18 protein-coding genes and 1 pseudogene are annotated in these 19,741 nt (G+C 72.8%); 11 read left to right on the forward strand and 8 right to left on the reverse strand.

Annotated elements, in window-relative coordinates; genetic code table 11:
- Positions 1 to 112: 112 nt before the first annotated feature.
- Both ACF1A1_RS09330 and ACF1A1_RS09335 read left to right on the forward strand, forming a co-directional pair.
- Positions 113 to 253 carry an SCO1431 family membrane protein gene (locus ACF1A1_RS09330; protein ID WP_391647087.1) on the forward strand — a complete coding sequence of 47 codons (141 nt, stop codon included), beginning with the start codon at positions 113 to 115 and terminating at the stop codon, positions 251 to 253.
- 95 nt (positions 254 to 348) lie between these two features.
- Entirely contained in the window at positions 349 to 1,011 is a 663-nt protein-coding gene (locus tag ACF1A1_RS09335) for a TetR/AcrR family transcriptional regulator (protein WP_391647089.1), read from the forward strand.
- A gap of 75 nt (positions 1,012 to 1,086) precedes the next feature.
- Here the strand turns inward: ACF1A1_RS09335 and ACF1A1_RS09340 are convergent, their stop codons facing one another.
- Positions 1,087 to 2,343: a glycoside hydrolase family 18 protein gene (locus ACF1A1_RS09340; protein ID WP_391647091.1), complete on the reverse strand. Its 1,257-nt coding sequence runs from the start codon at positions 2,341 to 2,343 to the stop codon at positions 1,087 to 1,089.
- A 211-nt stretch (positions 2,344 to 2,554) separates the two neighbouring features.
- Between ACF1A1_RS09340 and ACF1A1_RS09345 the strand changes: the two genes are divergently transcribed.
- Both ACF1A1_RS09345 and ACF1A1_RS09350 read left to right on the forward strand, forming a co-directional pair.
- Positions 2,555 to 3,727, forward strand: coding sequence for an acyl-CoA dehydrogenase family protein (locus tag ACF1A1_RS09345; RefSeq protein WP_391647093.1), 1,173 nt, complete (start codon positions 2,555 to 2,557; stop codon positions 3,725 to 3,727).
- A 435-nt stretch (positions 3,728 to 4,162) separates the two neighbouring features.
- Positions 4,163 to 4,694, forward strand: a pseudogene (locus tag ACF1A1_RS09350) (hypothetical protein); the annotation flags it as partial.
- Between the two features lie 247 nt (positions 4,695 to 4,941).
- Here the strand turns inward: ACF1A1_RS09350 and ACF1A1_RS09355 are convergent.
- On the reverse strand, positions 4,942 to 5,400 hold the full coding sequence (locus tag ACF1A1_RS09355) for a hypothetical protein (RefSeq protein ID WP_391647095.1): 459 nt from the start codon (positions 5,398 to 5,400) through the stop codon (positions 4,942 to 4,944).
- 276 nt (positions 5,401 to 5,676) lie between these two features.
- Here ACF1A1_RS09355 and ACF1A1_RS09360 point away from each other — a divergent pair, with 276 nt between their 5' ends.
- From ACF1A1_RS09360 to fxsA, 4 genes are all read left to right on the forward strand, one after another.
- A complete protein-coding gene (locus ACF1A1_RS09360; protein ID WP_363091426.1) occupies positions 5,677 to 6,117 on the forward strand; it encodes an Lrp/AsnC family transcriptional regulator in 441 nt (146 codons plus the stop codon).
- Positions 6,118 to 6,162: 45 nt separating this feature from the next.
- Positions 6,163 to 7,776: an amidohydrolase gene (locus ACF1A1_RS09365; RefSeq protein WP_391647097.1), complete on the forward strand. Its 1,614-nt coding sequence runs from the start codon at positions 6,163 to 6,165 to the stop codon at positions 7,774 to 7,776.
- Between the two features lie 573 nt (positions 7,777 to 8,349).
- Complete coding sequence (locus ACF1A1_RS09370; protein WP_391647099.1) at positions 8,350 to 9,249, forward strand: polyprenol monophosphomannose synthase; 900 nt, start codon at positions 8,350 to 8,352, stop codon at positions 9,247 to 9,249.
- Positions 9,250 to 9,295: 46 nt separating this feature from the next.
- A complete protein-coding gene (fxsA, locus tag ACF1A1_RS09375; protein WP_391647101.1) occupies positions 9,296 to 9,856 on the forward strand; it encodes an FxsA family membrane protein in 561 nt (186 codons plus the stop codon).
- 152 nt (positions 9,857 to 10,008) lie between these two features.
- On the opposite strand, the gene ACF1A1_RS09380 is transcribed toward fxsA, so the two are convergent.
- The 4 genes from ACF1A1_RS09380 to ACF1A1_RS09395 form a co-directional block, all read right to left on the reverse strand.
- Positions 10,009 to 10,383, reverse strand: a complete 375-nt coding sequence (locus ACF1A1_RS09380) for an RNA polymerase-binding protein RbpA (RefSeq protein ID WP_010357981.1) — start codon at positions 10,381 to 10,383, stop codon at positions 10,009 to 10,011.
- A gap of 280 nt (positions 10,384 to 10,663) precedes the next feature.
- Complete coding sequence (locus tag ACF1A1_RS09385; protein ID WP_391647103.1) at positions 10,664 to 12,010, reverse strand: MFS transporter; 1,347 nt, start codon at positions 12,008 to 12,010, stop codon at positions 10,664 to 10,666.
- Between the two features lie 68 nt (positions 12,011 to 12,078).
- On the reverse strand, positions 12,079 to 12,846 hold the full coding sequence (locus ACF1A1_RS09390; RefSeq protein WP_391647105.1) for a glycerophosphodiester phosphodiesterase: 768 nt from the start codon (positions 12,844 to 12,846) through the stop codon (positions 12,079 to 12,081).
- Positions 12,843 to 13,547, reverse strand: coding sequence for a YitT family protein (locus ACF1A1_RS09395; protein WP_391647107.1), 705 nt, complete (start codon positions 13,545 to 13,547; stop codon positions 12,843 to 12,845). The genes ACF1A1_RS09390 and ACF1A1_RS09395 overlap by 4 nt, the downstream gene beginning before the upstream one ends.
- A 117-nt stretch (positions 13,548 to 13,664) precedes the next feature.
- Between ACF1A1_RS09395 and ACF1A1_RS09400 the strand changes: the two genes are divergently transcribed.
- Positions 13,665 to 15,173 (forward strand): PLP-dependent aminotransferase family protein, encoded by a 1,509-nt coding sequence (locus tag ACF1A1_RS09400; protein ID WP_391647108.1) that lies wholly within the window; start codon positions 13,665 to 13,667, stop codon positions 15,171 to 15,173.
- Between the two features lie 39 nt (positions 15,174 to 15,212).
- Here the strand turns inward: ACF1A1_RS09400 and ACF1A1_RS09405 are convergent, their stop codons facing one another.
- Both ACF1A1_RS09405 and ACF1A1_RS09410 read right to left on the reverse strand, forming a co-directional pair.
- A complete protein-coding gene (locus tag ACF1A1_RS09405; RefSeq protein WP_391647110.1) occupies positions 15,213 to 16,781 on the reverse strand; it encodes a hypothetical protein in 1,569 nt (522 codons plus the stop codon).
- 88 nt (positions 16,782 to 16,869) lie between these two features.
- Positions 16,870 to 17,064: a hypothetical protein gene (locus tag ACF1A1_RS09410; RefSeq protein ID WP_016434155.1), complete on the reverse strand. Its 195-nt coding sequence runs from the start codon at positions 17,062 to 17,064 to the stop codon at positions 16,870 to 16,872.
- 262 nt (positions 17,065 to 17,326) lie between these two features.
- Here ACF1A1_RS09410 and ACF1A1_RS09415 point away from each other — a divergent pair, with 262 nt between their 5' ends.
- Both ACF1A1_RS09415 and ACF1A1_RS09420 read left to right on the forward strand, forming a co-directional pair.
- The gene (locus ACF1A1_RS09415; protein WP_391647112.1) at positions 17,327 to 17,719 is read left to right on the forward strand and encodes an ankyrin repeat domain-containing protein; all 393 of its coding nucleotides are present in this window, start codon (positions 17,327 to 17,329) and stop codon (positions 17,717 to 17,719) included.
- A gap of 325 nt (positions 17,720 to 18,044) precedes the next feature.
- Positions 18,045 to 19,484, forward strand: coding sequence for a HEAT repeat domain-containing protein (locus ACF1A1_RS09420; RefSeq protein ID WP_391647114.1), 1,440 nt, complete (start codon positions 18,045 to 18,047; stop codon positions 19,482 to 19,484).
- Positions 19,485 to 19,741: the final 257 nt, after the last annotated feature.

Raw genomic sequence — 19,741 nt, forward strand, 5'->3', positions numbered from 1 at the left:
ACGGCGGGAGGCCCGGGCCTCCCGCCGTGTGAGCAAGGTCTCGGCCGCAAAAGCCCTGAGCGGTGGCAAGGTGGACAGACCGGATCCTGTCCACCCGACCTAGCGAGACACCATGAGCGCACACGCAGCCACCGCCGCCCGCACCCGCACCGGCGGTCCTCAGGACGACGGCCCGAAGATCCTCGAGCACGTCATGGGCTGGGTCCTCGTCGCGGTCGTCGCCATGCTCGTGACCCAGCTCGGACTGCTCTGACACCGGTGTCGTGATCGTCCCGCACGGTGAACTGATCCACCTTTCGACCTGACATACTGACGTCGTCCCGCCGACCGTTGAGACCAGGGTCGAAAGTGAATATCAGTCACCAGCGCGACGCCGTCCGCCCCCGGGCGCGCGGCACCGAGCGCTCGCTGGCGCGTCGCGCCGAACTCATCGCCATCGGGCGGAAGTTGTTCGCCGACACGTCCTATGACGCGCTCTCCATGGATGACATCGCCCGGCAGGCGCATGTCGCCAAGGGGCTGATCTACTACTACTTCCAGTCCAAGCGCGGCTACTACCTGGCGATCATCCAGGACTCCGTCGCCGACCTGGTCTCCTTCGCGGCGAGCGGCCTCGAACTGCCCCAGGTGGACCGGGCACACCGCACGATCGACAGCTACCTGCGCTTCGCCGAGCACCATCAGGCCGCCTACCGCACGATCGTCAGCGGCGGTGTCGGCTTCGACACCGAGGTGCACGCCATCCGGGACGGGGTGCGCGAGGCGATCGTGGCGACCATCGCCGAGGGCGCCTACGGCCGCAGCGACATCCCGCCGCTGCCCCGCATGGCCCTGCTCGCCTGGGTGTGCAGCGTGGAGGGCGCCACGCTCGGCTGGATCGACCGCCCCGACCTCTCCCGCGAGACGATGGGCGACCTCCTGGTGAAGACCCTGGGCGGCACGATGCGTGCCATCGAGGAGATGGATCCCGCCTTCCCGGCGCCGAAGCCGGCCCGCCGGGGCGACGACTGACACGGGACGGCCCGGACGACACGCGCGGGGGGCGGAGGCTCGTGGTCCCCCGCCCCCCTGCCCTCGTGGGTCCGGTCAGTTGATGGCCTTGATCAGCTCACCGCCCGCCGTGTCCCCGCTCAGCTCCCAGAAGAAGGTGCCGCCCAGGCCCTGCTGGTTCTTGTACGTCATCTTCGTCGCGATGGTCGCCGGGGTGTCGTAACTCCACCAGTTGGTGCCGCACTTGGCGTATGCCGTGCCGGCCACCGTCCCCGTCGCCGGGCACTTCGCCTTCAGCACCTTGTAGTCGTCGATGCCCTGCTCGTACGTCCCCGCCGCCGGGCCGGTCGCCGTGCCGCCGGGTGCCGACTGGGTGACGCCGGTCCAGCCGCGGCCGTAGAAGCCGATGCCGAGCAGCAGCTTGGCGGAGGGGATGCCGAGGCCCTTGAGCTTGGCGATGGTGGCCGAGGTGTAGTAGCCCGCCTTCGGGATGCCCGCGTAGGAGTTCAGCGGGGAGTGCGGGGCCGTCGGGCCGGTCGCGTCCCAGGCGCCGAAGAAGTCGTACGTCATCGGGTTGTACCAGTCCACGTACGGCGCCGCGCCCGCGTAGTCCGCCGCGTCGATCTTGCCCCCGGGTGTGGCGTCGGCGGTGATCGCCGCGGTGACCAGGTTGCCGGAGCCGAACTTGGCCCGCACTGCCTGCATCAGGTTCTTGAAGGCCGCCCGGCCGCTCGTGTCACAGGTCGCGCCGCACGCGTTCGGGTACTCCCAGTCGAGGTCGATGCCGTCGAAGACGTCGGCCCACCGGGAGTTCTCGACCAGGTCGTAGCAGGACTGGGCGAAGGCGGCCGGGTTCTTCGCGGCCTCACCGAAGCCGCTCGACCAGGTCCAGCCGCCGAAGGACCACAGGACCTTGAGGCCGGGATGCTTCCTCTTCAGCTCGCGCAGCTGGTTGAAGTTGCCGCGCAGCGGCTGGTCCCAGGTGTCGGCGACGCCGTCGACGGACTCGGCGGCGGTGTAGGCGCGGTCGGTGGCCGCGTAGGCGTCGCCCATCGCGCACTTGCCGCCGGTGACGTTGCCGAAGGCGTAGTTGATGTGGGTGAGCCTGGCCGCCGAGCCGGAGGTCTCGATGTTCCGGACGTAGTACTTGCGGTCGTAGGTGCCCCATTCGGTGAAGTAGCCGACGACCTTGGAACCGGGGGCGACCCGTGTGGCCTGGGCGGCCTGGGCGGCCTGGGTGGAGGGGGTCGCGGTCGCGGTGCCCGCGCCGGCCAACAGGGCCGCGCCGAGGACCGCGCAACACACGGCCGAGACGAGCGCCCGGAAACGGGAGCGGTGGGGAGGGTGCTGCATCGGGTGTCACCTCATGCAGGAGAGGGGGAGGCGCATCGGATTGGCATGAACGCGGTAAAGCGGTGTCGTGAGCGTAGGAGGACTAGACCAGTGCGGTCAATGGTTCGGACCAATGTGGCGCTCCGGCCCTCGCCGCCCCGTGCGGCCACCGCCCCCGGCGGGCATACTCACAGCGCCGAACCCCGGCCGAGCCAGGGAGGAGAGCGTCACCATGCCCGACCGTGTCCCGCCGCCGGTTGACCGCCTCCTGCCCACGGACGAGGCCCGCGACCTGCTCGCCCTCGTACGGGACATCGCCCGGCGCGAGATCGTCCCGGCGGCCGCCGAGGAGGAGGACGCCGGCCGCTTCCCGCGCGAGCTGTTCACCCTCCTGTCGGAATCGGGACTGCTGGGCCTGCCCTACGACTCCGTGTACGGCGGCGGGGACCAGCCGTACGAGGTCTACCTTCAGGTCCTCGAGGAACTCGCCGCCGCCCGCCTCACCGTCGGGCTCGGCGTCAGCGTCCACACCCTGGCCTGCTCCGCGCTCGCCGCCCACGGGACCGACGCGCAGCGGGCCGCGCACCTGCCGGGGATGCTCGGCGGCGGGCAGCTCGGCGCGTACTGCCTCTCCGAGCCCACCTCCGGCTCGGACGCCGCCTCGCTGCGCACGCGGGCGGTGCGGGACGGAGACGACTGGGTGATCACCGGCACGAAGGCCTGGATCACCCACGGCGGCATCGCCGACTTCTACACGGTCATGGCGCGCACCGGCGGCGAGGGACCGGGCGGGATCACGGCCTTCCTGGTGCCCGGTGACGCTGAGGGCGTCAGCGCCGCGCCACCGGAGCGGAAGATGGGGCTGAAGGGCTCGCCGACCGCCCAGGTCCACTTCGACGGCGTGCGGATCCCGGACGCGCGGCGCATCGGCGACGAGGGGGAGGGGTTCGCGATCGCTCTGGCCTCGCTGGACTCCGGGCGGCTCGGGATCGCGGCCTGCGCGATCGGGGTCGCCCAGGCTGCCCTGGACGAGGCGGTCGCGTACGCGAGGCAGCGGCGGCAGTTCGGGCGGCCGATCGCCGACTTCCAGGGGCTGCGCTTCCTGCTCGCCGACATGGCGACCCGGATCGAGGCGGGCCGGGCCCTGTACCTGGCCGCGGCGCGGCTGCGGGACGCCGGCCGGCCGTTCGCGCCGCAGGCGGCCATGGCCAAGGTGACCTGCACCGACGCCGCGATGCAGGTCACCACCGACGCCGTCCAGGTCCTCGGCGGCTACGGCTACACCGCCGACTTCCCCGTCGAGCGCTACCTGCGCGAGGCCAAGGTCCTGCAGATCGTCGAGGGCACGAACCAGATCCAGCGGATGGTCATCGCCCGTCACCTAGTGGGTCCGGAGACCCGCTGAACTGCCCCGGCCGCACCAGCGGGGCCACCAGCCGCACCCACTCCGGGTCGTGCCGGCCCGGCAGAGTGCGGCCCCGGTCGGCCCAGGTCCGCATCATGTCGCGGTAGATCGGCGGGTCCTGCGTGCGCGCCGGAGCCGGCGGAACCGATTCTGCGGACACCGGGACGAAGAGCTGGCGGTGACGCCCGGGCGCTGTCGAGTACGTGGGAGCCATACCGGGCCAACGCCGACGCGCGAGTCCAGGTCACCGGCTCGCGCGGTAGGGCGTGAGTTCGGAAGGTGCCCCCGTCTCCGTGCGGGCGGGCGTCCGACCACCTAGGATGCCGTCTGACGTACCGTCAAATTCCCTCCAGGCAGGTGCGCTCACGGCCGACGACCGTCCCGTGCCGCTCGACGACTACCCCGTCCACCAGGTGCTGCTGTCGATGAAGCCACGGCGCGCGGCTCGCGCGGGACCATCCGGCCGGGGGCTTCCACGGGATCCGGTGCCTGGTCCGCCTCGACAACCGCTTCCTGATGGTGATCACCCAGGAAGCCGCCGACGGCCACTGCTCCCTGAACGACGCCACCCTCGTCCGCTCCGGCCGACGCGACCTGGGCCGGCCCAAGGCACCTACCGCCCCGGCACCCGCCACCCGGGGCGTGCCCCGATCCACCTCGGCGCCCTCCGCAGACCCCTGAAGCTGGAGGTGGCGACCCTCACCTTCTCCCCGCTCGCGATCGGCGTCGGCTGTCCGCCGGTCGACGACCGGCACCACGGCACCGGGCGCGGCCCCGGTCGGACCGACCGCCGCCGTGACGAGCTGACGCGGCAGCATCCCTCGCCGTCCACGGCGTCACCGACCACGCGGCCCGCTTCAGGGCTCGACGGCCAGGTCGGTCACGGCATCTCCGAGAACGGCTCGTTCGGCCGCCACGACCCAGCGGCTTCACCGGCTTCGCCTCGCTCGCGCCGCAGGGGAGTTGACGCCACGGCACCGGCCCGCGGCCGTCCTCGACCGGGGAGGGTGCCATGGCCCCCGCGCGTGGTGGACCTCGCCCGGACCGGCTACCCGCACCGCTTCTTGCACGGCCTCGCCGTCTCCTCCGGCGCGCCCCGACCGCCCGCGCCTGTCCGGGCACACCGAACCCGCACCACGGCAGCCTGCTGGCCATGGTGCAGGGCAGGGCGGGCGGCTACGGAAGACGAACCGGCTCCGGTCGAGCGGAGACGCTCAGGCGGCGTGGCGGCGCATCGTCGGCACGCGCATCGGGCGCGAGCCCGGGCCGCCGACGTGCGAGAAGGGCTGCGTACGCCAGTCGAGACCCTGAGGGAGCGTCAGCAGGAGTGCGGTGTCCTGCTCCTGGGGCTCGAAGGACTCGTCCGCGGGGCGCGCCTCGGACGCCGCGCGTCCCGTACCGGCGCAGACCGTGAGCCCGAACGGGTTCCACGGCGAGGCGCACAGCGCGTGCTCCGGCAGGACCTCCTCGTCCGCCAGCAGCGCGATGGGCTGCGCGCAGTCCGGGCAGATCACCCGGTACATCTCGAAGGTGTCGTACGCGTCGAACTCGTCGGCACCGTCGGTGTAGTCGGCGTCGGGGCCGTCGGGTTCGACGCCCTCCGGCTCGGGCTCGACGACGACCGGCTGGAACCGCTTGGGCACGGTACGACCAGGGCGCTTAAGACTCTGCATGGGATTCTCCCCCTCGGGCTGGGCCGTGAAGGCACTGCGGCCTCGACCACAGCAAGCACTTCCCAACCCGTCTCGGCGGTAATCACGAGAACATCACGAAGCCCGGACGCGGTCTGTGGCATTCGTCACATGCCACCCGCAGGTGCCCGCCCGCGCGCCCCTGGCCTCGGAATCACCCGGACGATTGACAGGCCGTCCGGCACCACATCACGAACCGGTATGACCTGGGCTGCATAGGTATACGAAGAGATCGGGCGCCCTGTAAGTTCTTGCGCCATGGAGGAGCTGGACCGACAAATCGTGCAGCTGCTCGTCAAGGACGGGCGGATGAGTTACACCGATCTGGGCAAGGCCACGGGCCTGTCCACGTCGGCCGTGCACCAGCGGGTGCGCCGGCTGGAACAGCGCGGCGTCATCCGGGGATACGCGGCCGTCGTCGACGCCGAGGCCGTCGGGCTGCCCCTGACCGCCTTCATCTCGGTGAAACCGTTCGACCCCAGCGCACCCGACGACATCGCCGACCGCCTCGCCGGGGTGCCCGAGATCGAGGCCTGCCACAGCGTGGCCGGCGACGAGAACTACATCCTCAAGGTGCGCGTGGCCACCCCGCACGAACTGGAGGAACTGCTGGGGCGGCTCCGGGCGCTCGCGGGCGTCTCGACGCGGACGACGGTCGTGCTGTCCACCCCCTACGAGGCCAGACCGCCCCGAATCTGAGGGGGCCGTGCCGGACGGCTCCGGCAAGGCGCGAGACTGTTCCCCATGAGTGAGCGCACCCCCGAGCCGAAGACCGTCCTGCTCCGCCGTGGAGAGGTCCACAGCCCCGCCGACCCGTTCGCGACCGCGATGGTCGTCGAGCGCGGCCAGGTCGCCTGGGTCGGCTCCGAGGGCGCCGCCGACGCCTTCGCCGACGGGGTCGACGAGGTGGTCGACCTGGACGGCGCCCTGGTCACGCCCGCGTTCACCGACGCCCACGTCCACACCACGTCCACGGGCCTCGCGCTGACCGGCCTCGACCTGTCGACCGCCCCCACCCTGGAGGTGGCCCTCGCCTGGGTGCGGGACTTCGCCGCCGCCCGTCCGCGGGACAAGGTGCTGCTGGGGCACGGCTGGGACGCCTCCCGCTGGCCCGGCGGACGCCCGCCGACCCGCGCGGAACTGGACGAGGCCACGGGCGGCCGACCCCTGTATCTCTCCCGCATCGACGTCCACTCCGCGGTGGTCACCACGGCCCTGCTGGACCTGACGCCCGGCCTCGGCGCGGCGGACGGTCCGCCGGAGGGCCCGCTCACCGCCGACGCCCACCACGCCGTACGGGCCGCCGCGTTCGCGGCTGTGACGGACCGGCAGCGCACCGAGGCCCAGCGCGCCGCCCTCGCGCACGCCGCCTCCCTCGGCATCGGCTCGGTCCACGAGTGCGCCGGCCCGGAGATCTCCTCCGAGGACGACTTCACCGGCCTGCTGAGGCTCGCCACCGAGCAGCCCGGACCCCGGGTCGTCGGCTACTGGGCCGAGCGGGATGTCGAGAAGGCGCGGGAACTGGGTGCCCTCGGCGCGGCCGGCGACCTCTTCGTCGACGGCGCCCTCGGCTCCCACACCGCCTGCCTGCACGACCCGTACACCGACGCGGACCACACCGGCACCGCCTACCTGGACGCCGCCGAGGTCGCCGCACATGTCGTCGCCTGCACCGAGGCCGGACTCCAGGCGGGCTTCCACGCCATCGGCGACGCCGCCGTGACCGCCGTCGTCGACGGCATGCGCGCCGCCGCGGACAAGGTCGGCCTGGCCCGCGTCCGCGCCGCCCGCCACCGCGTCGAGCACGCCGAGATGCTCACCCCGGAGACGATCGCCGCCTTCGCCGAACTCGGCCTGACCGCCTCCGTCCAGCCCGCCTTCGACGCCCTGTGGGGCGGCGGGGACGGCATGTACGCCCAGCGCCTGGGCGCCGAACGGGCCCGCACCCTGAACCCCTTCGCGGCGCTGCTGCGGGCCGGTGTGCCGCTCGCCTTCGGCTCCGACAGCCCCGTCACGCCCCTCGACCCGTGGGGCACGGTCCGTGCCGCCGCCTTCCACCGCACCCCCGAGCACCGCGTCTCCGTACGCGCCGCGTTCACCGCCCACACCCGGGGCGGCTGGCGGGCCGTCGGACGGGACGACGCGGGCGTCCTGGTGCCGGGCGCGCCGGCGGACTACGCGGTGTGGCGCACGGACGAGCTGGTCGTCCAGGCCCCGGACGACCGGGTGGCCCGCTGGTCCACCGACCCCCGCTCCGGCACCCCCGGCCTGCCCGACCTGACACCCGGCGCCGACCTGCCCGTATGCCTGCGCACGGTGGTCGGCGGGCGGACGGTGTTCGTACGGCCGGGCGAGTGATCTCCCGGGTCGGCGGGCGGAGGATCACCCGTCCGCCCGCCGTCGCACGACCGCCCCGCTGACCAGCGCATTGACCGGATACCCGCAGGTGGAACGGCTGTTGACAGCCGACGGCGGGGGGCGGGTAGGTTCGGCCGAGTCCACCACCGGACGCCCCGCCGGGGAACGTCCGCGCACTCGCCGAGGCGCCGCTGGGTCAGGGACGGTCCGTCGCACCGGCGCACCGCCACTGGGAGCCAGGCGCAGCGCTCGCGCCCAGCGAGCGAACGTTCCGGCCGGTCGGGGGAGGTGTGACTCGGGTGGGGCCCGGCCGCTCAGTAGACAACGGCTCTGGGTCGATCCGCAGCCAGCGGGTCCCAGGTCGGCCCGAAGGGCGCCGGGCCCCCATCCGCAGGGCCTGGGCGGAGACCGCTTCGGCACCCCCGTACGCAGTAGCCTCGTACAGACAAGCCGAAAAGCGCATCCTTACCCCGCTTTTCTGCGAACGACACCCACCATACGAACGTCCCGTCACGTCAGCGCAGGCGACGGCCACTATGGTGGTCCCCTGCGTACGGACTTGAAGGGGCAGCAGTGAACGACGGCGACGCGACCCTCGCGGCACAGGACCGCGGGAGGCAGTTCGGTCCGCTCGGCAAGGCCTTGGTGATCATTCCGACCTACAACGAGGCGGAGAACATCAAGGCCATCGTCGGCCGGGTGCGCAAGGCTGTCCCCGAGGCCCACGTCCTCGTGGCCGACGACAACAGCCCCGACGGCACCGGAAAGCTCGCCGACGAGCTGGCCGCCGAGGACGACCATGTCCAGGTGCTGCACCGCAAGGGCAAGGAAGGGCTCGGCGCCGCCTACCTCGCGGGCTTCCGCTGGGGCCTGGAGAACGGCTACGGCGTGCTGATCGAGATGGACGCCGACGGCTCCCACCAGCCCGAGGAGCTGCCCCGTCTGCTGACCGCCCTCAAGGGCGCGGACCTCGTCCTGGGGTCCCGCTGGGTGCCGGGCGGCCGCGTGGTGAACTGGCCCAAGTCCCGCGAGGTCATCTCGCGTGGCGGCAGCCTGTACTCCCGCTTCGCCCTGGACCTGCCGCTGCGGGACATCACCGGCGGCTACCGCGCCTTCCGCCGCGAGACCCTCGAGGGCCTCGGTCTCGACGAGGTCGCCTCACAGGGCTACTGCTTCCAGGTCGACCTCGCCCGCCGCGCGGTCAAGGCCGGTTTCCATGTCGTCGAGGTGCCCATCACCTTCGTCGAGCGCGAACTCGGTGACTCCAAGATGAGCCGCGACATCCTCGTCGAGGCGTTGTGGCGGGTCACGGCGTGGGGCGTGGGGGAGCGGGTCGGCAAGATCGCGGGCAAGGGTGCCGTTCGGCAGGAGCCGGCGCAGCCCCCGGCCTCGGCTCCGGCGAAGCCGCAGCAGTCGGCGCAGCCACCGGCCTCCGCTCCGGCGACGCCGCAGCAGCCGCAGGGGAACGGCTGATCGGCCCCTTATCCCGCTCTGAGCCGGGTCCGGGCACACTGGGAGCATGACGACTGGCGCTCCGACCCCCACCCACCCCGCCCGGCCCCGGCGCTCCCGCCTGCGGAGGTTCCTGCCGCTGGGCCTCGCCGGGTGGCTGGTGCTGGAGATCTGGCTGCTGACCGTGGTCGCCGGCGAGGCGGGCGGGCTCACCGTCCTGCTGCTGCTGCTCGCCGGACTGGTCCTCGGCTCGGTGGTCATCAAGCGCGCCGGCCGACGCGCCTTCCAGAACCTCAACGAGGCGATCCAGCGCGGCACTCCGCCCTCCCGGGGCGGCGGCAACGGGCTGATGATGCTCGGTGGCCTGCTGCTGATGATCCCGGGCCTGATCTCCGACGCACTGGGCCTGCTCCTCCTCGTCCCGCCGGTCCAGAAGGCGGTCGCCCGCTCCGCGGAACGCACCATGGACCGCAAGCTGCGCGAGGCGATGCCGGGCTCCCTGGGCGACGCCTTCCAGCAGGCGCGGATGCACCGCCCCGACGGCAAGGTGGTGCAGGGCGAGGTGATCAAGGACGGCGAACAGACCGGCGACGTGAGCCAGGGGCCACGCCCGCCGCTGACCCGCTGATCCTGCGCCCCGGTAGCCGCTCGCACCCCGGTGGCCGGCCGCTCACCGCACCAGCCGCTCACGCACACGACCGCGGGCGCCGTACGTCATTCACGTACGGCGCCCGCGGTCGTTCGTTCACGTGCGCTGGAACCGGCCCTGCCTCCGCAGGACTACGCGGACTTGCGGCTGTCCCGGGGATGCACCGCAAGGTTCATCGCCCCGGACCGCAGAACCGCCAGCCGCTCCTCGAGGACCTCTTCGAGTTCCTCACGGGTCCGCCGCTCCATCAGCATGTCCCAGTGCGTACGCGCGGGCTTGGCCTTCTTCTCCTCAGGGCCGTCGCCGTCCACGAGGAGTGCCTGGGCCCCGCAGACCTTGCACTCCCACTCCGGCGGGATCTCCGCCTCGACCGAGAAGGGCATCTCGAAGCGGTGCCCCTTCTCGCATGCGTACTCCACGGCCTGGCGCGGGGCCAGGTCGATGCCGCGGTCCGTCTCGTAGCTGGTCACCACGAGGCGCGTGCCGCGAAGAGCTCGCTCACTCATGAATCGTGCCTCCCGGGCTTGTCGCCCACAGGACAGGTGTGTCGCTGTCGTCGTCATCCGGTCAACGTCCGGTCGGCGGTAAAGATTCCCGTTCCGAGTCCCGTTCCGGGTCATGCGTCGCCGTCGTAGCCGCAGCCTTGTCAACCAGTGCAGTACCCACCGGCGCCCGGTTTGTCACATCTGAAAGGAGATGTCACCCAGCGTTTCGGCATCTTTGACGCGCAGTAACGGTACGCCTGGCAGGCCAAACGCGTACACTACCGCCCTTTCGCCTTGAGTGCTAAATCCTTTCCGGCACCGGATTTCCCGCGTCGGCGATCGCCCGCCGCACCGGCACCCGTGCGAGCAGCGCGAACCCCAGGACGAAGAAGGCCACCAGGGAGATGATCGCGGCACGGTAACTTCCGGTCAGCTGGTAGGTGAGGCCGAACAACAGCGGCCCCAGCCAGCTCATCCCGCGGTCGCTCACCTCGTACGCGGAGAAGTACTCGGCCTCCTTGCCTGGCGGGACGAGATGGGAGAAGAGCGAGCGCGACAGGGCCTGGCTGCCGCCGAGCACCAGACCGATCGCGGCCGCCAGCAGGAAGAAGCCGACCGGCGCCCCGGCCGGCAGGAAGTACCCGGCGCCCAGGGTGAGCGTCCACGCCACCAGTGAGCCGAGGATCGTGCGCTTCGCGCCGTACCTGCGGGCCAGGCGGCCCATCGTCAGCGCGCCCGCGACGGCCAGCACCTGGACCAGCAGGACGGCGCCGATGAGGGTGGACTGGCCGAGGCCGAGTTCCTCGGAGCCGTAGATCGAGGCCTGGGAGATCACCGTCTGGATGCCGTCGTTGTAGACGAGGTAGGCCAGGAGGAAGGCGAGGGTCAGGGGATGGCGGCGCATGTCGCGGATCGTCGCGGCGAGCTGGCGCAGGCCGGGGGTGGCCGCCGCGCGGTCGCCCCGCGGGCGGTCGCGCAGTCTGAGCAGCGGGACGAGGGCGAAGCCGCCCCACCACAGGCCGGCCGAGGCCAGACAGATCCGGACGGCCGTGGACTCGGAGACGCCGAGGGAGTCGTGGCCCAGGTACAGGCCGAGGTTTACGACCAGGACCAGCGAACCGGCCGCGTATCCGAAGGCCCAGCCGCGCGAGGAGACCGCGTCGCGTTCCTCGGGCGGGGCGATCTGGGGCAGATAGGAGTTGTAGAGCATCATCGCCACGGACTGGGCCGCGTTCGCCACGACCAGCAGCAGCCCGCCCAGCAGGTAGCGGTCGCCGGAGAGGAAGAACATTCCCGTCGTGGCCGCGGCGCCCACGTACGCGGCGGTCCCCAGGAGGGGCTTCTTGCGGCCCGTGCGGTCGGCCGCCGCACCCACCAGCGGCATCACCAGCACGGCCACGATCACCGACAGCGACACCGAGTACGCGAAGAAGGAGCCCGCCCGGACCGGGAGGCCCAGGGGGTGCACATACCCGTCGGCGTCCGCCGCCCGCTCGGCGACCGACGTCAGATACGGCCCGAGGAACACGGTGAGCACGCTCGTCGAGTAGACGGAGCACGCCCAGTCGTAGAAGTACCAGCCGCGTTGTTCACGCCGCCGCCCCGCGGCGTCGTCGGACGCCGCCGTCCGCACGGTATCGGTGCCCACCCGTGCCCTCGCTTCCCCGCCGTGTCGCCGCGCGCGGTCCGGGGACGGCAGGCCGGGGGTGATCGGTGTCAGACCCAGACGCCCCGGTCCTCCATGACCTTGCGCAACGTGTCGATGTGGTCGGTCATGATGCCATCGACCCCCAGGTCCAGGAGCCGGTGCATCCGATCCGGTTCGTTGATCGTCCACACGTGCACCTGCAACCCGCGCGCGTGGGCGGCGCGGACGAAGCGGTGGTCCACGACCTGGATGCCGGACTGGACCTCGGGCACCTGCGCGGCGACCGCCGACCGGCGCAGCGCCGCGGGCACACCCCAGGACCGCAGTCGCAGGTTGAGCACGCCCCGGGTGCCGTACGACGTCGCCAGCCGCGGCCCGGCGAGGCGCTGGGCGCGCATCACGCGGGCCTCGGAGAAGGAGCCGACGCAGACGCGGTCCCAGGCGCCGGCGCGCGCGATCAGGTTGAGCAGGGGGTGCAGGGCCGGCTCGGCCTTGAGGTCCACGTTCCAGCGCACCTCGGGGAAGGTCTCCAGGAGCTCCTCGAAGAGCGGGACCGGTTCACTGCCGCCCACGCGCGCGTGCCGCACGTCCGCCCACGGCAGGTCGGCGATACGGCCCGCGCCGTCGGTCACCCGGTCCAGCGTCGCGTCGTGGAACGCGACGAGCTTGCCGTCCCGCGTGGCGTGCACGTCGGTCTCGATGTAGCGGTACCCCAGGCCGACCGCGCGCCGGAACTGCGCCACGGTGTTCTCCAGACCGTCCGCGGCCCCGCCGCGGTGCGCGAACGGAATGGGCCCCGGATGGTCGAGATACGGGTGGCGTATGGGGGTGGTCACGGACGCAGTATCGCTCCCCGGGGTGGCCCGGTGGCAACGACCGTGCTGCCGCCGGATGCCGGGGGAACGGCGAACACCCGCAGGAAGAGCTGGGCGAGCGGACCGATCGCCACCGCGTACAGCAGCGTGCCGAGGCCGATGGTGCCGCCGAGGACGAACCCGGTGACCACGACCGCCACCTCGACGGTCGTCCGCATCAGGCGGATCGAGCGGCCGGTGCGCCGGTGCAGCCCCGTCATCAGCCCGTCGCGCGGCCCCGGCCCGAACCTGGCCGCTATGTAGAGGCCGGTGGCCGCGCCGTTGAGGACGATGCCGGCCGCCAGCAGCGGCACGCGTACGGCCAGGGAATGCGCCTCGGGGACCAGCGCGAGCGTGCCGTCCATGGCGAGGCCCACCACGAAGACGTTGGAGACCGTGCCGAGGCCCGGGCGCTGGCGCAGCGGGATCCACAGCAGGAGCACGCCGGCGCCCACCACGATCGACACGACGCCGATCGACAGACCGGTCAGCTCGGCGAGGCCCTGGTGCAGCACGTTCCACGGCTCGAGGCCCAGGCCGGCCCGTACGAGGAGGGCGGAACTGGCGCCGTAGAGCGCGAGGCCGGCGTAGAGCTGGACCAGGCGGCGGGGGAGGCCGCCTCCGGGTGGGCCGCCGTTCGGTGAGCTGTCTTGGGCTGGGCTGTCTTGGGCTGGGCTGTCCATGGGCGGCGTCGCGGACAAGGAGTCCCCCCGGTGGTGGTAGTGGCCTGACGCGTGACACTCTGTGGCTTGGAAGGAAACGCCATCCATGGCCAATTCAGGGAAGGTGGACTGGTAATCATGGCGCAGTGGACCTCCGCGGTGGGGGCCGCGCAGCTCGCGCGGCTGCTCACGTCGCAGCAGGACCGCCCGGCGGGCCCCGGGACGCGCCGCCCGCCCGCCTACCGTGCGCTCGCCGACGGCATCCGGCTGCTCGTCCTGGAGGGCCGTGTCCCCGTGGCCGCCCGGCTGCCCGCCGAGCGGGAGCTCGCGCTGTCCCTGTCCGTGAGCCGTACGACCGTCGCGGCCGCGTACGAGGCGCTGCGCGCGGAGGGCTTCCTGGAGTCCCGGCGGGGTGCCGGCAGCTGGACGGCCGTCCCGGCGGGCAACCCCGTCCCCGCGCGCGGCCTGGAGCCCCTGCCGCCCGAGGCCCTCGGCTCGATGATCGACCTCGGCTGCGCGGCCCTGCCCGCGCCCGAACCCTGGCTCACCCGCGCCGTGCAGGGCGCGCTGGAGGAGCTGCCGCCGTACGCCCACACCCACGGCGACTACCCGGCGGGCCTGCCCGCCCTGCGCGCGATGATCGCCGAGCGCTACACCGCGCGCGGGATCCCGACGATGCCCGAGCAGATCATGGTGACGACGGGCGCGATGGGCGCGATCGACGCCATCTGTCATCTCTTCGGCGGGCGCGGTGAACGCATCGCCGTCGAGTCGCCGTCCTACGCCAACATCCTCCAGCTCATGCGGGAGGCGGGCGCCCGGCTGGTGCCCGTCGCCATGGCCGAAGGGCTCGCCGGATGGGACATGGACCGCTGGCGGCAGGTCCTGCGCGAGGCCGCGCCGCGGATCGCCTATGTCGTCGCCGACTTCCACAACCCGACCGGCGCGCTCGCCGACGAGGACCAGCGGCGCCGGCTCGTCGAGGCGGCCCGGTCGGCCGGGACCGTGCTCGTCGCCGACGAGACGATGAGCGAGCTGTGGCTCGACGAGGACGTCGAGGGTGCCGCGATGCCGCGTCCCGTGTGCGGCTTCGACCCCGCCGGGTCGACGGTGGTCACCGTCGGGTCGGCCAGCAAGGCCTTCTGGGCCGGGATGCGTATCGGCTGGGTCCGGGCGGCTCCGGACGTCATCCGCAGCCTGGTCGCCGCGCGCGCCTACGCCGACCTGGGCACACCGGTGCTGGAGCAGCTGGCGGTGAACTGGCTGTTCAGCACGGGCGGCTGGGAGCAGGCCGTGGAGCTGCGGCGCGCCCAGGCCCGGGAGAACCGGGACGCGCTGGTCGCCGCGGTGCGGCGGGAGCTGCCCGACTGGGAGTTCGCCGTGCCGAAGGGCGGGCTGACGCTGTGGGCGCGGGCCGGCGGCCTGTCGGGGTCGAGGCTCGCCGAGGCGGGGGAACGGGTGGGCGTGCGGGTGCCCTCCGGGCCGCGGTTCGGCGTCGACGGCGCCTTCGAGGGGTATGTGCGGCTGCCGTTCACCGTGGGGGGCGCGGTCGCCGAGGAGGCGGCGATGCGGTTGGCCGCGGCGGCGCGGATCGTGCGGAGCGGGGGGACCGTGGGGGCGGAGGGACCGCGGACGTTCGTCGCGTAGGAGGGCGGGCGGGTGAGGTCACCCGCCCGCGTTCGTGCGTCAGGAGCCTTCCACGGCCATGGCCTCGGCCGGCACCGGCAGTGACTCCCCGTCCGCCGGGGTCGTCCGCGGCGGCAGCAGGTCCAGCACCGCCTGCCGGTGCGCGTCGCTCGTCGCGTCGTCGTACGGATCCGGGGTCGCCGGCACCTGGAGCCGGTGCACCGGTCCGGCGCCCAGCCGGGCGTAGCCGCGCCCCGGCGGGACGTGGTCGAGGGGGGTGGTGTGCGGGCGAGCGCCCAGGACCGCCTCCAGCTGGGCGGCCGGCGCGGTGCCGAGGACGACACGCGCGCGTGTGTGCTGCCGTACGGCGTCGCTCAGGGCGTCGAGGCTGTCGAACTGTTCGGCCACGACCACCGTGACATGTGCCGCGCGGCCGTGCCGGAGAGGGATCTGGAGGAAGGACTGCGGGTCCTTGCGGCCGTCGGCCTCGGCGAGGTGGGTGAACGCGGTGGGACGGTCCAGGAGGATCCACAGGGGGCGCTTGGTGTCGTCCGGTGCAGGGTGGCCCGCCTGGCGGGCCTGGTTCGCGGCGACGAGCCGGCGCTCGGTCTCCTGCGCCGCCCACTCCAGGCTGGCCAGCGCCCCGGCCAGTCCGACCTCGACGCCCAGGACGCCGTCCCGGCCGGTCAGGCAGGCGTACTCGCCGGTGCCGCCGCCCTCGACGACGAGGACGTCGCCGTACCGGAGGGCCTGGAGGGCGATGGAGCGGAGCAGCGTCGAGGCGCCGCTGCCGGGCTGGCCGACCACCAGCAGGTGCGGTTCGGTGGAGCGGATGCCGGTGCGCCAGACGACCGGCGGGACGTCCCGCTGTTCCGCACCGAAGCCGAGGGGGAGCGTGCGCGGGACCTGGGAGGGGTCGGTGAAGCCCAGGACCGTCTCGCCGGGCGCGGTCACGAAGCGCTGGGCGGCGATGTCGGCGGGGAGCGGGGCGAGGACGGTCACGGTCAGGGTGTTGCCCTCCTCGTTCCAGCCGAAGTGGTACTCGCGGCCCCGGCCGCACTTGGCGGTCAGCAGATGCTCGATGCGCGCGCGTGCCGCGGCCTCGCCGTCCGGGAAGTACGCCGGGTACGTGATGTCGAGGTGGGCGATCCGGCCCGAGCCGTCGAACTCGTAGGACGGGAAGGCCTTCTCCCACTCGCCGCCGTGCGCGTAGAGGGGAGAAGGGTCCTCCGCCGTGGAGAAGTACGGGACCAGTGCCTCGTACAACGCCTGGAGCCGCTGGGTCTGCGACTCGTCGGGGCCTTCGGGAGCCGGTGGGGTGCGGTCCCGGCCCTGCCAGGCGGCCGCCGCCATTACCGTGATGACGGCGAGCAGGGGGCCGTACGGCACGAGGCCCACGACCAGGATCACCGAGGCCGCCAGGAAGAGCAGTGGCCCGCGCCTGTCCTGGGGCGTCTCCGCCCACCTGCGCCACCCGGCCGCGGCGAGCCGGCGCAGACCGCGGGTGATCGTGATCAGTGGGTGGAGGACGTCGGTGGCGCTGTCGGCCGCCGTCCGGGCCAGCTCCCGGCTCCGGGCGATCTGCGCGCTGCCTGTGCTCAGGATGCGGGGGAGGGGGCGCCGGGCCACTGCTGTCTCCTGACGGTGCGTACGGGCGATGGGTCCCCCGGGACGGAGGCTGTCGGAGTCCTGGGGGAGGGCGGCGGGATCGGCGGCGTCAGAACTTGATGCCGCCGAGGAGGCTCGCCAGGCTCTCGCCGCCCGCCTTGATGCTCGGGGCGATGGCCGTACTCGCCAGGTAGAAGCCGAACAGGGCCGAGACCAGGGCATGGGACGCCTTGAGCCCGTCCTTCCGGAAGAACAGGAAGACGATGATGCCGAGCAGGACCACGCCTGAGATGGACAGGATCATGTGAGTTCTCCTGGTTCGCGGGGACAGTCACCATGAGTACTTCCAGGATCACAGGATGTATCCATATGATTAAAGGTGCAAATGGGTGATATTCGGTTGATTTCCCTCTGGTGGCGGAAGCGCTCACGGGCCGCCTGAGCAGGAGAGTTGCGTCGAACGGGTCTGGTGGTGATCTTTGCCTTCGACGGTTCCCGTCATGTGCCCGTCGAGCCAGTACCCTGGCGATTCACCTGAACGGCTGCAACGAGAGGCGGTCCCGCCGATGAGCGAAGCCCCCGACCCCGAGGTCGTGGAGCTGGCGACCAAGATCTTCGATCTGGCCCGCCGGGGACGGACCGACGAGCTCGTGGCGTACGTCGACGCGGGCGTTCCGGCCAACCTCACCAACGACCGCGGCGACTCGCTCGTGATGCTCGCCGCCTACCACGGTCACGCCGACGCCGTCCGGGCGCTGCTCGCCCGCGGCGCCGATGCCGACCGCATCAACGACCGGGGCCAGACGCCGCTCGCCGGGGCCGCCTTCAAGGGCGAGACGGAGGTCGTCAAGGCCCTCCTGGAGGCCGGCGCCGACCCGGCCGCGGGCACCCCCTCGGCCGTCGACACGGCCCGGATGTTCGACCGGACGGAACTGCTCCGGTTGTTCGGCGCGCAGTGACAGCGACCGCCGGGAGCCGGTAAAAACAAAGGTTCTGAGCAGGTAAATCGACGACCACGGGGGAGGCGGTACGGGGCCGCCGGAAATTTCGGTCGCGGCAGGCTGAACTGCCGAGTCATCATGACGTCGTGATTCACGGACGCGATGGCCGGGCAGGTGTTGCCGCACCGCGCGGGCCGTGAAGCGGTCCGCATGGGCCACCGACGAGAGGCAGAGGAAGATGGGCTACAGCAAGCAGGAAACGGCGGGCACCCCGACGTGTTGGCACGCGGCCAGGTAATGCACGTCCCCGGTTGCGTCGACGCTTGATGTGAGGCTGTTTCCCATGTTCGATCCGGTCATAGCGCCCAGCGGCACGCTGCTCGGCCTGCTCCAGCGGGGCCGCGGCGACGGCACACTGCACGCGCTCACCGCTCCCCGCCCCGAGGCACTCGCGGCACTGAACCACTGTGTGCTGCGCGACCCCCGCCACGACTGGCAGGTGGAGAACCGCTCCCTCTACTACGCCCGTCTCTACCTCGACCTCAACGGCGAGCTGGACGAGATCGAGGCGCACCTCTTCGACGTCGAGGACGTCTTCGACACCGACGAGTCCCGCACGGGCCTCGCCCTGGCCGTCCTGGGCCACCTCGCCTCCTACGGCAGGCGGGACGCCCTGGAACTGCTGCGCAGGTACGCGGCCTCGGGGTCCAACTGGGCCTGGGCCCTGGACGAGCTGGCCCTGCGCGACGACGACGCCGGCCTGCGCGCCCTGGCCGCGCCCGTGCTGGCCCGGTTCGGTACCGACGCCGAGGGTGAGGCCGAGCTGGCCGCCGCCGTGCGGGACGCCTTCGAACCCCGGCCATGGCGACTGTGGGCGGAGGATCCCCGCGAGTACATCTCCACGCGCGTGCGTGCCGCCCACGAGACCGGCTGTTTCGACCGCTGGCAACGGCAGATGAGTCCCACCGGGCCCCGCCCCGGCTGGAGCGTGCAGGCCGTCTTCGAATGGGCCCAGCAGGGCGTCGAACGGGGCGCCGCACTCCATGTCCCCGCCGCCCGCTGCCTCACCGCCGTGGCCGGGCCCGAGGACCGGCCGGAGATCGTGCGGGCGGCCAAGGACGGCACCGAGGGAGCCCGGTGCACCGCCCTGCGCTACCTCGCCGACAGCCATGATCCCGACGCCCTCGAGCTGATCGAACGGGCCGTGGCCACCGGCTCGGCGCCCGTCGTCGAGGCAGCCGTCGACGCCTTCGAACGCATGCGCAGCGTCGCCGCCATCGACCGCGCCCGCGGCTGGGCCCACCGGCCCGACGCCCTCGGCGCCGCCGCCGGCCGCATGCTCGCCTGCCGGGGCGGCACCCGGGACAGCGACCTCGTGCTGGGCGCCCTGCGCGAGGCCGTACGCGGCGAGGGCTGCGACGCGCCGACCCTGTGGACCCTGGTCGACGGCGCCGGACGCCTCGGCATCGTCTGCGCGGCCCCCGTCCTGCGCCACATCTACCGTGAGACCGCCTCGTCCCATCTGCGCGGACGCTGCGCCCGCGCACTCGCCGCCACCGACCCGTCCTTCGCCACCGGCTTCGCCGTCGAGTGCCTGTGGGACTGCGAGGAGGCCACCCGCGAGATCGCCGCCCGGCATGCCGAGACCGGCGACGCCCGGGTCGTGGAACGCCTGCGCCGGCTCGCCGCCGACCCGGCCGAGGAGGCGGAGGTCCAGACGGCCGTACGCAGCCGGATCGGGACCGGCGGTGCCGGTGACGCGTCGGACGCGGCCACCATGTGACACGGTGGCGAGGCGGGCGCCGTGGGAGGCCGCGGCGTCGGGGCCACGGCGACGAGGCCGCGGAGCTCGCGGGCGCGGTGGTCGAGCAGGGCGGGAACCCGGCTCCCCGGGCAGTGGGCTGCCCGCCGGGTGAACACGGGATGGCCTGCGGGTCAGGCGGGCATGGACGCCGTCCGACCTGCCCGGGTGCGCAGCGCAACGCTCATGGGACGTTTGTCGCCCGGAAAGATCCACGTTGACGCGCCCACGTCCAGCAC

The organism is Streptomyces sp. NPDC014995, assembly GCF_043080745.1.
GTDB lineage: Bacteria > Actinomycetota > Actinomycetes > Streptomycetales > Streptomycetaceae > Streptomyces.